Raw genomic sequence first — 14899 nt, 5'->3', positions numbered from 1 at the left:
CATTCGGTATGATGAAAAAAATTATTTTTTTAAGTTTTTTGTCTTTTTCGTTGCTTTTTAGCCAAACTATCACATTGGATTTTTTGCAAAATAAGCCCTCAGGGGTGGTGCGGGATTTTTATATCTGGCAGTTTATCTCGCTTCCTCAAACCTCCATAGAAGAAGCCAAGCTTGCTTATGCGCTCGTGGCAAACAAGACCCCCCGCCTGCAAAAGGCGATGGAAGCCAAAGGGGTCATCACAGAAATGCCCAAAGATATTTTGTGTAAAAATCTTGATTTTGAGCGCCTCAAAACCCAAGATAGCGAATGTATCGCATTGGGGTTGAAACTTTCAGATGTCCTTAAAATAAGCGAAAAAGACGCTAGTTTATTGATGGCAAAAATAAAACCACTCAACCCCGCACTTTATGAACAAGTCAAGATATTGCGGGACAAAGATGTCTTGAATGCCCTGCTAAAAACCTCTGCCAAAAACTTTGGCATTATTTTTAATGGCATCACTTACGCCCAAAAACTTGAAATATTTTCCAAACCCATCCCGCCTAAAAAAATCGAAAATCTTGCCAATCAAAACAATGCGATTTTTAACAAAATGCTCCACAATATCATTTTGGACCCACGATTTGAAACATTCAAAAAATCTCTAGCAAAAGCAGATATTACAATCTCAAATGCCAATACGTTTTTCCTACTAGGAATCAATGAAGTCCTCCAAAAGCAAAATAAAAAAGCTCTCGTGTATTTTAAGCGTTCTACAGATGTTAGTATTGACCCATTTATGAGGGATAGGGCGTTATTTTGGCGCTATCTTATCAGCAATAATAAAGTTTTCTTAGAAGAACTCGCCCAAAGCCAATTCGTGGATATTTTTTCGATTTATGCCAATCAAAAAATCGGCTCTACGCCCAAATACCAAATCGTTTCGCATTTTGAAAATATCAGCTCGAAAAATCCCGATTTCAACATCAAAGACCCGTTTGAATGGCAGATTTTGCGGGATAATATTCAATCCATCCGCAATGATGAAGAATATAACAAGATTTTGCGTTATTTTAGGTATGAAAAAACCTTGCCCCATCTGGCATTTTTCCTCAATCGTGCTACAAAATACCAGATCAATTATTTCATCACGCCTTATGAGGATTTGCTTGCTTGGAAAAATGATGATGAAAAATCACTTGCTTATGCCATCGCTAGGCAAGAAAGCCATCTCCTCCCCGCACTCATATCGCGATCTTATGCTTTGGGGATAATGCAGATTATGCCCTTTAATGTCTTGCCATTTGCCAAAGAAATGGGACGCAAAAATATCGAGCTTGCTGATATGTTTGACCCTAAAACCGCATTAGAATTTGGCAATTTTTATCTCAACGAACTCAAAGAAGAATTTGTTCATCCCTTGTTTGTCGCCTACGCTTATAACGGCGGTCCGGGATTTTTGAGGCGATTATTAGCACAAAACAAGTTATTTTTGAAAGACAGAAAATACGAACCTTGGCTGAGTATGGAGCTTTTGCCCTATGAGGAATCGCGATTTTATGGGATGAAAGTGATGGCAAATTATGTCATTTATCAAGAGCTTTTTGGGCATCATATTGATTTGGACGCATTGCTTAAAAAAACGATGATTTATACTGATACGCACGCAAAATCGCACACAAAGGAGAAAAAATGATTCACAAATGCTTATTCCCTGCAGCTGGCTATGGCACGAGGTTTCTTCCAGCGACCAAAGCAATGCCAAAGGAAATGTTACCGATTGTGAATAAGCCCCTCATCCAATATGGCGTTGAAGAAGCCCTGGAGGCAGGTTGCCATACGATGGCAATCGTAACAGGTCGAGGCAAACGCAGCATTGAGGACCATTTTGATACCAGCTACGAGCTTGAACACCAGATAAAAGGCACAGACAAGGAATCTTACCTCAAAGAAATCCGATCATTGATCCAAACCTGCACGTTTTCTTACACCCGCCAAAATGAAATGAAAGGGCTGGGCCACGCTATCCTTACAGGCGAAACACTCATTGGGCAAGAAGCATTTGCTGTGATTTTGGCTGATGATTTGTGTGCGAATATGGGCGGGAAAGGCGTGCTTTCTCAGATGGTGGGCTTGTATAAAAAATATTGTTGCTCCATCGTAGCTATCGAAGAAGTGGATATGAGCGATGTCGATAAATACGGGATTATCGAGGGTGAGGAGATTGAAAAGGGTGTTTATAAGATCTCAAATATGACAGAAAAACCTAGCCGAGAAGAAGCCAAAAGCAATCTAGCCGTCATTGGCAGGTATATCCTCACGCCTGATATTTTCAATATCCTCCGAGTTACCAAGCCGGGCAAAAAAGGCGAGATCCAGATCACCGATGCGCTCCTTGAGCAGGCAAAAGCGGGCAGGGTTCTTGCCTATAAATTTGAAGGCAAGCGTTATGATTGCGGGAATATTAATGGATTTGTCCGGGCAACTAATGACTTTTATGAGGCCTATCACCGATGATTGCCCCCAATAGGATTTTTTATGTATGATACGTGGTTTTATATATTTTTTTGGGTAGTGAGTTTTTTGCTCGCATTGCCTGTTGTGATGTTGGGCTTTGTATGGATAATCCTCCAAAAGCCCGCCCCACAACCTCGGGGCATTACCCTTGAAGACCTCGAGGCGATGTTAGGACGTGTCAAAAATCAAGCCGATCTTGAAAATGTTTTGGAAAAATTCTTAAAAAATTTTCAAGTCTTTCCTAAAGATGACACAGATTTGAAACGTTGGCTTAGCATTATCGCAAAAATGGCTTCTTCAGAACATTTTGATATTGATTCGGTTGCGAGATTTGGTCAGAAACTTGAAGACGCCAACAAAGGGATAGAAAACGATATTGCCGAAACCGTTGGCTTGGCATTAAAAACTAGAAAAAAAAGGTGAGATATGGATTGTTTGCAAATCAGAGGTGGCAAGGCATTAGCAGGCGAGGTCCGCATATCAGGGGCTAAAAATTCGGCTTTACCGATTTTAGCGAGTGCGCTATTATGCAAAAATCCTTTGAGGATCTCCAATTTACCCGATGTTGCTGATGTCAAAACCTTAGCAAAGCTTTTGGAGCATTTAGGATCGGAGATACAATGGACTTCGTCTAATGAAATCACCATCTGTTCGGAGCGGATTATCCATACCAAAGCGATTTATGATATTGTGCGGAAAATGCGGGCTTCGATATTGGTTTTAGGTCCTTTGTTGGCACGATTTGGCAAATGCGAGGTGAGTTTGCCCGGTGGCTGTGCGATAGGGGCAAGACCAGTGGATTTGCATATCAAGGCGATGGAAAAAATGGGTGCAAAAATCTCAATCAGTGGGGGATATATCGTCGCTAGCGCCCCAGACGGGCTAAAAGGCGGGGATATTATATTTGACAAAATCACCGTAACAGGCACGGAAAATGTCTTGATGGCAGCGGCATTGGCAAAAGGAGTTACCAAAATCGTCAATGCGGCTAAAGAACCCGAAGTCATCCAGCTTTGTGAGATTCTCCAAAATGCAGGCATTGAGATTGCTGGGGTGGGGAGCAATGAATTGATTGTGCGGGGGAGTGAAGGGGAACTGCTTGATTTCAAAGCCATCTCGGTGATCCCTGATCGAATCGAAGCAGGGACATATCTGTGCGCAGGGGCGATCACAAATTCTGCCATCTCGCTTTTAAATGTCTTACCCGCCCATTTGGAAGCGGTGAGTAATAAACTTTGTGAAATCGGCTTTGGCATAGAAACACAACCAAACGCTATCACAATCACCCCCGCTAAGAAACGCAAGGCTTTTGAGATGATTACGACAGAATACCCGGGTTTCCCTACAGATTTGCAAGCGCAATTTATGGCGCTCGCCACCCAATGTGAGGGCAGTAGCTCGATTGAAGAACGTTTGTTTGAAAATCGCTTTATGCACGTGAGCGAACTCCAACGGCTTGGGGCAAATATCACGCTGCGGGGCAATGTCGCCAAAATCACCGGCGGGGAAGAACTCATCGGTGCGGATGTGATGGCTACGGATTTGCGGGCTTCTTCGGCGTTGGTTTTAGCCGGTCTTGTTGCTAGCGGGCAGACCCAAATCCATCGGATCTATCATCTTGATAGAGGCTATGAGCGCCTTGAAGAAAAGCTATCTGGCTTGGGCGCACATATCCAGCGGGCAAAAGAACAATAAAAATATTATTGGATTTGTTTGAATATAATCGGTTGTATGTTTTGATAAAAAAATAATAGGAGTTTTTATTATGTCTAAAAGAAAAGAACACGATTTTATTGGTGAATTAGAGATTGATGATAGCGTTTATTATGGGATACAAACATTTCGAGCGGTTGAGAATTTTCATATCACCAACGAAAAGCTTGCTGATTTCCCCATTTTTATCAACGCCCTCGCCCAAGTCAAAAAAGCTGCCGCATTAGCCAATCACGAGCTTGGATTGCTCGATGAGGCTATCAAAGACGCCATTTGTCGGGCTTGCGATAAGATATTAGCTGGAGAATACCACGATCAATTTGTTGTCGATATGATCCAAGGGGGGGCAGGCACAAGCACGAATATGAATGCCAATGAAGTTATTGCTAATATCGCATTGGAATTGATGGGACACAAAAAAGGGCAATATGAATATTGCCACCCCAATGATCACGTCAATCTTTCCCAATCAACCAATGACGCCTACCCCACAGCGCTTAGAATCGCCCTATATGAGCGATTAAGCGGGCTGACTGAATCGATGCGGATATTGAAAGAATCATTTTCCAATAAAGCCGAAGAGTTTAAAGATATTTTGAAAATGGGCAGAACCCAGCTCCAAGATGCCGTGCCGATGACCTTGGGGCAAGAGTTTAAGGCATTTGAATTGATGATAAATAAAGACATCGAACGGGTTTTGGACGCTAGAAATTTGGTGCGGATTATCAATCTAGGCGGGACAGCGATTGGCACAGGTATCAATTCGCACCCCGATTATAAAAATATCGTTGAACAAAAGGTGCAAGAAGTTACCGGCAGACCCTTTATCACCGCTACCGATCTGATAGAAGCGACGCAAAGCACGGGGTCTTATGTGCAGATCAGCGGTGTGCTCAAAAGGGTTTCTGTGAAGCTTTCTAAAATCTGTAATGATTTGCGCTTGTTAAGTTCTGGTCCTCGTGCGGGCTTGAATGAAATCAATCTCCCCAAAATGCAACCAGGCAGTTCGATAATGCCCGGCAAGGTAAATCCTGTGATCCCCGAGGTGGTTAATCAGGTTTGCTTTGCTGTGATTGGCAATGACATCACCGTAACGATGGCAGCTGAGGGCGGGCAACTCCAGCTCAATGTCTTTGAACCCGTGATCGCTTATAGCCTGTTTAATTCCATCGTTATGCTTAATCGTGCGATGGTTACGCTCGCGCATAAATGTATCGATGGTATCACAGCCAATGAAGATATTTGCAAAAATTTTGTGCATAATAGCATTGGTATCGTTACGGCGCTCAATCCTTATATCGGGTATGAAAATTCCGCTTCGATTGCCAAAGAATCGCTTGCTACGGGCAAAAATGTTTATGACATCGCATTGAGTCGGGGACTACTCAATAAAGAACAGCTTGATGAGATTTTTAAACCCCAAAATATGATCAACCCGCATATGTATAAAAAAAATAAAGATTGAAAAAATCTAAGCAGTCTTAATGCAAGATATTCAAAAAATTTTTCATCTGAGGTTTTTGTATTATCAAAAGATGTTTGGGGTTTCTTATATCGAAAATATCAACCTCAAACCCAGCGAAGAAAGCCTCAAGATTCCCAAAAGCTCCTTGCACGATATTATTTCTCATTGCACGCTGTGCGATCGGAGCAAGGGGGCAAAGCCAGCGTTTGGGATTTTGCCAAGAGAGGCTAAAATCATTTTTGTCACACAGCTACCTTTAGTGGATGCCTCGGGGGCATTTTTGGAAAATAAAAGTTCAAAAATGTTTCAAAATATTATCCAAAACGTATTTGGATTGCGATCGCAAGAATATGGGCTTTTGTCCTTAGTGAAATGCAATGAGAGCAATCTCAAAGTCTCTGAGGCGGAAATCTTGGTTTGCAAGCAGTATTTGAACGAACAAATCCTCTCCCAATACACCAAGATTATCCTTTTGATGGGCGATAGCGTGCTGGAGCATTTATTTGGATTGGATTTTGAAAAATGTGCTGGCAGTATTTTTACCCAAAATAACAAGGCATTTTTAGCAACGTATTCTTTGAATGAGCTACTTAAAAATCCTTCGTTGAAAAAAGAAGCGTGGCAACATTTTTTATTAGCAAAGGGGATATTATGAAAAATAAATGGATCATTTTGAGCGTTTTGGTTGCGATTTTTGACACCCAGCTGTTTGCCAAAAGCTATATCATCTCACCATTGCCTTTACCCAAGCAAGAGGTTGTCGATATTAGCACCGAAAAATGCGATGAGAAATGTTTGGAAAAACTTTACAATGAGGGCAAGATTTTTTCATTTGTAGCCAAGTTCAAAAATGACACCCAAAATATCGAGCTTCGGGCAAATCTAGCCGTTGCGCTATCTAAGATTGATTCGTTTATGCAAAGTTCGGTGTATCAAGACAAAAAGAGTTCGAAAGTAAAAATCGCATTGCTTATCCCCAAAAAAATCGTCGGGCGGTATTCGGTTGCGAGTATCGATACGATTTTGGCGTATTTGATGACACGTGGCGGGGATTTTGATTTCAAGGTTTTTGATAGTGGGAGCGAAGATCCTTTGGATTTGAGTGAGGCATATAGCAAAATCGAACAAGAGCGGTATGAATTTGTAATCGCTATCTTAACGCAAGCTGGCGTTGAAAATTTTATTCAAAGCACGTATATTAGCCTCCCTACCTATATCCCAACCGTGAATAAAAACCAGCTTCAAAAATCTTTGAAACTCCCATCTAAGCTGGTTTTTGGGGGGATTGATTATTATGCACAAATGCAAACAATCACCGCACTAGCAGGCAGTGCTTCCGTGGTCGAATATGATGATGATAGCCCTGTGGGTTCGACATTGGGGAATATTTTGGATGATTTGGATTCTAATGTTGTATATAAAGATGTTGTAACCTCCCAACAAGCAGCGACTTTTGCCAGAAATCTCAAAAATCAAGAGAATTTTTTAGAAAATAGCGTGGTGATTTTGAATACGCCTGTGGTCAAAAGTGGCTTAATGCTGTCGCAATTGGCTTTTTCTACCAAAAAACCCTCCAAGATTCTATCCGTTCAAATCAACTATAGCCCCTCGATTTTGATGCTTGTCCAGCCAAAGGATAGGCAAAATTTTTATGTGGTGAGTGCGATTGGAAATACGAATCAAAAATTGATTGAATACGGCGCGTTGCTTAGCAGTGATTTGCGCTATGATTGGGTGAATTATTCCACAGCCATTGGGGTCGAAATGTTTTTTGATTTTCAAGATGCCAAAATCAATAAATTTTTCTCAGAACTCATCGATAACAATCAAGTCCAATATATCAATACCCTTTATCGTGCGCGAGGTGCGGTGTTTGAGGCGGTCAAATAATCGCTTGATTTTTTAGCAATGCAATAAGATTTTATCTTATGAAGCAGGATATAACTCGGGTGGGTGGGTAAAATAACTTTAGGAGCAAAGCAAGATTTCACATCTTGCGTAGCGGTCTTCAGATTCACGCAAATAAATCGAGTTTGAAATAATGAAAACCTTAGAAATTTATCTCGAACGCACAACCTCTGGCTGGGTGTGAGATGGTAGCTTTAGGAACGCAGGGCGGGTCTCCCGCCCGCAGTGGTCTTCAGATTCAATTTATCGAATCGAGTAAAAATTATAAAATCTTTTTCAAAGCGGTTTCTATCGGAAGTTTATTGTCAGGCTCTACAAGTCTTTCGCCAACTTCTTGACCATCTTTGTAAAAAATAAGCGTAGGGATTCTCCTGACCCCAAGCTCATCTTTGAGCGCTTCTTCTGCGTCAATATTGATTTTAAAAATCTTAACTTTCCCCTCATATTCTTTTGCCAGCGCTTCCATAATAGGATCAATCCGCCGACAATCTGGACACCAAGATGCACCAAAATCAACTATAACAGAACCTGTTTTGACCTCATTTTCAAACTTAGCACGATCAATAACTGCAACCATATTTATTCCTTTTTATACAAAAAATTTGACTAATAAAAATCCGCCAACCATCAGGATAACAAACAATATCAACGCTAACGTAAATGCCTTACCTCCTGAGTTGATAAATTTCTTGAGATCAACTTGCAAGCCCAAAGCAACCATCGCAAACACTAAACAAACATTGCAAACATACCGCAATCCATCGATAAGCCCCGTAATAGTCTCTTCTGAAACCACCCCACCAGAAAGCTCATAAATATAAGAATGCAACAAAACCACACCCAAAAACCAAAAAGCAAACCAAGGGATATGGATTTTTCTGCGATTCCCGCCTGAGGAGTTGTGTGCGACCAAATAAGAAACAATCAAAAGCAATGGCACAAGCAAAATCACACGGATCATCTTGATGGTAACTGCCACGCTCTGGGCTTCTGGAGAAATCGAACTCGCAGCACCGACGACATTGGCGACTTCGTGCAGGGTTGAACCGATGTAAATGCCCTCTTGCACAGGACTCAAAGGGATGATCCCGATGTTATAAAATATTGGGTATAAAAACATTGCGATGATACCAAAGACCACCACGGTGCCGACTGCGATAACGCCTTTATAGGGTTCGGACTTGATCGAAGATTCGAGTGCCAAGACCGCTGCTGCCCCACATACAGCACTCCCACCACTGACTAACATCGCAATATCCCTATCAAGACCTAGTTTGATACCTATATAAGTTCCCACCGCAAAAATCACGGCAACCACAATAAATGCAATGATAATCGGCGCTGGCCCAAGATTTGCAATCTCGCCCAATGTAACGTTGAACCCATAAAGAATAATGCCAAATCTTAAAAGCTTTTTTGCACTAAAACCCACGCCTTTTTCGGTAGCTCTTTTGGCACGGCGAAAAATTGGCGAAGCCAACGTCCCAATAATCACGCCAATAAGCAAGGGGGATAGATGAATCGATTGGATAAAATCATTCCCGGCAAAATACAACGCAGCAAAGGAGATAACCCCTACAAGGACCATCCCATTGAAATAACTATTCGCAATCGCGGTTTTTTTGGCGCCCCACATTTGATAGCCTTTTGCATAAAATATTTTCTCAAGGCTATTCTACAACAAAGCAGAATAAAATAATCTGAAACCAAAAATCCTCAAAAAATCAACACAAAATCAATTTTTTTTCAGATTCTTCGAGACTTCCCCTGGGGCTTGTTTATTGTTTTTGCTTAAATGGGATTTGATGGTTTCAGCATTTTTGCACGCCTGCTCATTGCCTAACAAACACGCTTTGTCAAAATAAACAGCTGCTTCTTTGATGTCTTGGGCGATCTCTTTGCCCTCAGCATACAAAAACCCGACATTTGAGCAAGCCAGATCAACGCCTAAATCACAAGCACGTTTTGAATACGCCAATGTATTAGGAATGTCCTTGTATTTTGTAAAATACAAATCGCTCGCATTGAAACAACCTGCCCCACTGCCTTGTTCGCAGGCTTTCTGGCACATAGGCAATGCTTTATCACCCTGCGCGTCATCTTTGTAGAACACGCAAGCATCCAAGCAACCATAGACATTATTCAAATCGCAAGCCTTTGAAAACATCTTCACGCTCTCATCAAGGTCTTGTTCGACACCTTCAGCATTTTTAATCATCACGCCCACGCTATAGCAAGCCTGACCAAATGCCTTTTCACACGAATCTTCAAATTTCTTAAGTGCTTGTTTGTAGTCTTTTTTATCCCGATCAATCACACCGAGATTGTAGCAACCTGTGGGGTTGCCTCCCGCACAAGATTTTTCAAATAAAATCTTTGCGCTGTGGATATCTTTTTTGAGATCTTGCCCTAAGGCATATTTTGCACCCAGATTCGCACAACTTTCCAGATCCCCTGCGGCACAATTTGTCTTGAGCGATTGGATTTCTTGGCTATCATCTTGCTTGACTTCGGTAGGATCGCTACAGCCATAAAAAAATATTGCCAATAATGCCGAAACAAAAATCAGTTTTTTCATAAATTATTCCTCGTTTAAAAAATATAATCCCAGAATTATGCTTACTTTTTGCTTAGAAAAAAATTTTAATCATATTTTCCCATAAAGTGGTGCAAGGATTTATATTCATCTTTATTTAAAAATCTCATTTTGCCTACTGGCAAGGCATTCAAAGATACCCAGCCATAACGCACACGGCGTAAATCCAAAACATCGTTTTTAAAATGCGCAAAAAACCGCCGTAATTCCCTGTTTTTGCCCTCTTTGATAATAACTTTGATTTTTGAAAAATGCACGTCATTTTTGGCAATCTCATATTTGACAAAAGGGGCAAATACCATTTTTTCAATCTTATTTTTAGGGTGTGCGCCTGCTGTGGCATTTTCGAGGCAAATCCCCGTTTCCATCGCTTCTATCGCCTCTTGTGTGATATTGCCTTTTACCTTGATGATATATTCACGCTCCAAATCACTCTCCATCAAGGCACGCGCGACTTTCTTGCTATCGGTGAGTAAAATCACGCCCTCAGAGGCAAAATCCAGCCTACCAACCGGCACAAAAGAGGCGTATTTTGCCCCCAAAGATTCATAAATCACCCGACGATTGCGATCGTCTTTTTTGCTTACGATCTCACCTTTTGGTTTGTGATAAGCGATGACCGTGTAGAGGTCGCTTTTTTGGGGTTTGATAATTTTCCCATCGATAAAAACCCGCTGGTTTTCCTGCAAAATGGTTTTGAAATCCGCTTTGGTTTTTTCGACATTGACCCTGCCTGCTTTAATGAGTTCATCAGCTTCTCGGCGTGAATATTTGGTGTGATGGGAAATAAATTGATTAAGTCTCACGAAATATCCCTTGAAACATCCACCCACAAAAGTTCAGAAAAACTTTGCTTGATTTGGCTATTGACTTTTAGATTGCTCACAAACATATAATCTTGCTCATCATCTTCAATCACCACCCGAAGCTCCCGCTCGCCCCCAAAAATCTGGGCTTGAGATTTTATTTTTTCAAAAATACTGCTACTGGCGTTCTTGTTTAGCACTACAGCTAGCGGGCAGGTCGCATCGCTAAAATCTTGGGGTTTGAGATCCAAAGGGATAATCTCCTCGCTAACTTCTGTAATTTCTGCAACTTCTTTATATTTTAGTTTCACTTTTTGCCCTTTGGCATCTTCAAGGCTCATAATTTCAAGCAAACGGAGCTGGGCTACATCATCACGCTCTTCAATCTTGCATTTGAAAACCAATGGCTTGCTGGTATCAAAATTTTCAAGCTCTTGGAGATGTTTATCAAACAACATCAGATCAATCTTGCCATAGAAATCCAAAATATCAGCCGTCCCATAAGGCTTGCCGGTTTTTTTGCCAATCTTTTTTTTGATGTCTAAAATCTTGCCTACAAAAATCGCATTCGAACCAATCTCTAATTTATCGATTTCGACGCTTTTTGCCACGCCTTTGATGGCTTTGATTTCTTGTTGGAAATCATCTAAAGGATGCCCAGAAACATAAATCCCCAGACATTCATATTCATAATCAAGTAAGGTTTTCACATCGCATTCAGGAATATCGTTCAAATCTAATGCAATCGATTGCATATCATCTTGATTATCCCCAAACAGCGAGCCTGCCATCATTTCTTTTATCTTGTCTTTTGCTCTGCCTGCTTCACAGATCGCATCGATATTTTGCAGCATTGTCGCACGTGTGTAGCCCAGCCCATCGAGACTACCGGTTTTTATGAGTGGCTCTAGGATACGTTTGGTGAGCTTGCTAAAATCCACCCGTGAGATAAAATCTTCTAAACTTTTGAATTTCCCGCCACTCTCACGCACTTCGATGATATTTTTGAGCGGTCCTTCTCCTGCACCTTTGATCGCACCCAAACCAAAAATGATCTTTTTGATAGGTTTGCCTGCCTCGTCGCTAAAATCCCCCACGCCAAAATCGAGATCAGAGGTATTGACGTGCGGGGAAACCACTTCAATACCCAAAAGCTTGACTTCATCGATATATTTTGCGACCGATTCGGTCTTGACCGATTCGCTTGTGAGCATTGCTGCCATAAATTCGTGTTCGTAGTAGGTTTTGAGATACGCAGTTTGAAACGTTACCATCGCATAAGCAGCCGAATGGGATTTGTTAAACCCATAGCCGGCAAATTTGATGATGAGTTCCCACAATTCTTCTGCCTTGCGTTTATCAAATCCTTTTTGTTCTGCACCTAAGGCAAATTTTGCTTTATTATCTGCCATAATCTGGGCGTCTTTTTTCCCCATCGCCCGACGTATCAAATCGGCTTCACCTAGAGAAAAGCCCCCAATGGTTTGGACGATTTGCATTACTTGTTCTTGATAGACAATCGTCCCATAGGTCGGTTTAAGGATAGGTTCAAGCTCAGCAAACATATAGGTGATGGGTTCTAAGCCGTGTTTGCGATTGACAAAATCATCCACCATTCCCGATTCCATCGGTCCGGGTCTGCCTAAGGCAATGATTGCCACGATATCTTCAAAACTTGAGGGGCGCAAACGTTTATTAAGCCCTTGAAACATACCCGATTCGACTTGAAATATCCCCACAGTGTTGCCACTTTGCATTGTTTTATACACTTCGGGATCATTGGTGTCGATCGTGAGGAAGTCGAGATTTTTTTGATACCTTTTGGCAATGAGCTTGAGGGCGTCATCGACCACGGTGAGGGTTTTTAAGCCCAAGAAGTCAAATTTTATCAAATCTACAGGTTCAAGGTATTTCATCGAATACTGCGTAACGATCGCCCCACCGGTTTTATCACTGGTATAAAGCGGGGTTTTATGCCATAGTTCTTTTTCGCTATCGACCACAAGGGCAGCAGCGTGCTTGCCAGCATTGCGATTGAGGCCTTCAAGCATAAGCGAAAATTCCCAGACTTTTTTGGCAAGCGGGTTATTTTGGGTGAGTTCTGAGATTTTGGGTTCTAGCTCCCACGCCCCATCGACCCATTCGCCATTTTTTTCATAGCCTTGTAGCGTAATACCGAGCTTATCTGGGATAAGCTTTGCCATATCATCAGCTTCTTTATAGGGCATATTTAGCACCCTTGCGACATCACGAATCACGCCTTTAGCGAGCATTTTACCAAAGGTAATGACTTGGGCGACATTGTATTTGCCGTATTTTTCGATCATATATTCGATGATTTCCCCCCGACGTCTTTGGCAAAAATCCGTATCAATATCAGGCAGTGAAACCCGCTCAGGATTCAAAAATCGCTCAAAAAGCAGATCGTATTTCAAAGGATCGATATTGGTAATCTTAAGACAAAATGCCACCAAACTCCCTGCTGCACTACCCCTGCCCGGACCTACAGGGATACCATTTTCTTTGGCGTGGCGGATAAAATCCCAAACGATCAGCATATAGCCGGGAAATTTCATATTATTGATGACTTCAATCTCGTGCTCCAAGCGGTCTTTGTAAGCTTGATGTTTTTCTTGTGGGATAATCTCTAATCTTTCTTTCAAGCCCTCTCGTGCCTTGTGGGCAAAATAACTCGCATCATCGCTAATATCAAGCCCCTCTTTGCGGGCGTATTCTTGGGTAAATTTGAATCTTGGCGGTGTGGGGGGATTGTTTTTTTCATCTTTGAGATCAATTTGGAGCGTGCATTTATCAGCGATTTCTTGGGTATTTGTGAGTGCTTCTGGGATGTCAGCAAACAGCCGTGCCATCTCTTCGGGGGATTTGACATAAAATTCTTTGACAGAATGCTTGAGTCTGTCTTTGTCATCAAGCGTTTTTGCCATCGCCACACACATCGCGACTTCTTGAGCGCTCGCATCGTCTTGATTGGTGTAGTGGGTATCATTGGTGGCGATGAGCTTGATACCAGTTTCTAAAGAGATTTTTATGAGCGCCTCATCAATGAAGCTTTGATCAGCAATGCCGTGACGCATAATCTCGATATAAAAATCATCGCCAAAAATATCTTGGTATTCCAATGCGACTTCTTTGGCGACCTCATAGCCTTTTGCCCCCAAGCGCACGTTTCTGGGGTTGTTGGTATTGAGTTGCCAGCTTACCTCACCCTGCAAACACGCCGAAGAACAAATCAAGCCCGCAGAATGCTCACGCAAAATCTTTTTGTTGATACGTGGGTAGTAGTAAAATCCCTCAATAAAAGCCATCGAGCTTAGATACATCAGGTTTTTATAGCCTTCTTCATTTTTGGCATAGAGACATAGATGGAATCGCTGTTTGGACTCCTTGCTACCCAAATCTGAGGCATTGTGTAGATAGGTTTCAATGCCAATAATGGGCTTGATACCCTCTTTTCTCATCGTGGTATAAAAATCGATCGCCCCAAACATATTCCCGTGATCGGTCATACTGACACTTTTCATCCCTAGTGCTTTGATTTTTTTCGCCAAGGCTTTGATTTTGTTTGCGCCATCAAGCAAAGAATATTCGGTATGCAAGTGCAAATGCGTGTAACTCATTGATTTTCCTTATGCAATTTTGTGCTATTTTTAGTTCAATTTAACAGAGATTTTAGAAATTTCATTGACAAATATTATACGTTATCTTTCATTTATTCTGCCTGATAAGAGCTTAGATATTCCAAATGAGTTTATGCAGAGCAACATTCCAAAAAATCGATGTTTACGCGTGTTAATGAGTAAAAATTGATGATTTATTTTTATGAATGGCAAGGAACATTTTAATTATCATTATTAATAATATCGATTAATTATTTAATAAAAAATATTGCTAAC

The 14899-nt window shown here is 41.5% G+C and carries 12 protein-coding genes; 7 read left to right on the top strand and 5 right to left on the bottom strand.

What is annotated here, in order from left to right; all coding sequences use genetic code 11:
- Window positions 1–8: 8 nt before the first annotated feature.
- From BJI48_RS03120 to BJI48_RS03090, 7 genes are all read left to right on the top strand, one after another.
- On the top strand, window positions 9–1676 hold the full coding sequence (locus tag BJI48_RS03120; RefSeq protein ID WP_257874363.1) for a lytic transglycosylase domain-containing protein: 1668 nt from the start codon (window positions 9–11) through the stop codon (window positions 1674–1676).
- Window positions 1673–2497, top strand: a complete 825-nt coding sequence (galU, locus tag BJI48_RS03115) for a UTP--glucose-1-phosphate uridylyltransferase GalU (RefSeq protein WP_095331782.1) — start codon at window positions 1673–1675, stop codon at window positions 2495–2497. The genes BJI48_RS03120 and galU overlap by 4 nt, the downstream gene beginning before the upstream one ends.
- A gap of 21 nt (window positions 2498–2518) precedes the next feature.
- Entirely contained in the window at window positions 2519–2920 is a 402-nt protein-coding gene (locus BJI48_RS03110; RefSeq protein WP_095331780.1) for a hypothetical protein, read from the top strand.
- 3 nt (window positions 2921–2923) lie between these two features.
- Complete coding sequence (gene murA / locus BJI48_RS03105) at window positions 2924–4192, top strand: UDP-N-acetylglucosamine 1-carboxyvinyltransferase (RefSeq protein WP_095331778.1); 1269 nt, start codon at window positions 2924–2926, stop codon at window positions 4190–4192.
- Between the two features lie 70 nt (window positions 4193–4262).
- Window positions 4263–5675, top strand: coding sequence for an aspartate ammonia-lyase (gene aspA / locus BJI48_RS03100; RefSeq protein ID WP_095331776.1), 1413 nt, complete (start codon window positions 4263–4265; stop codon window positions 5673–5675).
- 19 nt (window positions 5676–5694) lie between these two features.
- Window positions 5695–6330, top strand: a complete 636-nt coding sequence (locus BJI48_RS03095; RefSeq protein WP_095331774.1) for a uracil-DNA glycosylase family protein — start codon at window positions 5695–5697, stop codon at window positions 6328–6330.
- A complete protein-coding gene (locus BJI48_RS03090; RefSeq protein ID WP_095331772.1) occupies window positions 6327–7565 on the top strand; it encodes a hypothetical protein in 1239 nt (412 codons plus the stop codon). Before BJI48_RS03095 ends, BJI48_RS03090 begins: the two co-directional genes overlap by 4 nt.
- Before the next feature lie 280 nt (window positions 7566–7845).
- Here BJI48_RS03090 and BJI48_RS03085 read toward each other — a convergent pair whose 3' ends face one another.
- The 5 genes from BJI48_RS03085 to dnaE form a co-directional block, all read right to left on the bottom strand.
- A complete protein-coding gene (locus tag BJI48_RS03085) occupies window positions 7846–8160 on the bottom strand; it encodes a thioredoxin family protein (RefSeq protein ID WP_095331770.1) in 315 nt (104 codons plus the stop codon).
- Window positions 8161–8172: 12 nt separating this feature from the next.
- Complete coding sequence (locus tag BJI48_RS03080; RefSeq protein WP_095331768.1) at window positions 8173–9219, bottom strand: YeiH family protein; 1047 nt, start codon at window positions 9217–9219, stop codon at window positions 8173–8175.
- A gap of 99 nt (window positions 9220–9318) precedes the next feature.
- A complete protein-coding gene (locus BJI48_RS03075) occupies window positions 9319–10161 on the bottom strand; it encodes a tetratricopeptide repeat protein (protein WP_095331766.1) in 843 nt (280 codons plus the stop codon).
- A 65-nt stretch (window positions 10162–10226) separates the two neighbouring features.
- Window positions 10227–10985, bottom strand: coding sequence for a pseudouridine synthase (locus tag BJI48_RS03070; protein ID WP_095331764.1), 759 nt, complete (start codon window positions 10983–10985; stop codon window positions 10227–10229).
- On the bottom strand, window positions 10982–14623 hold the full coding sequence (gene dnaE / locus BJI48_RS03065) for a DNA polymerase III subunit alpha (protein ID WP_095331762.1): 3642 nt from the start codon (window positions 14621–14623) through the stop codon (window positions 10982–10984). Before dnaE ends, BJI48_RS03070 begins: the two co-directional genes overlap by 4 nt.
- Between the last annotated feature and the right edge of the window lie 276 nt (window positions 14624–14899).

The organism is Helicobacter sp. 11S02596-1 (assembly GCF_002272825.1).
GTDB lineage: Bacteria > Campylobacterota > Campylobacteria > Campylobacterales > Helicobacteraceae > Helicobacter_J.
The sequence above is the reverse complement of the archived record's forward strand: the minus strand, read 5'-3'. Positions and strand labels throughout refer to the sequence as shown.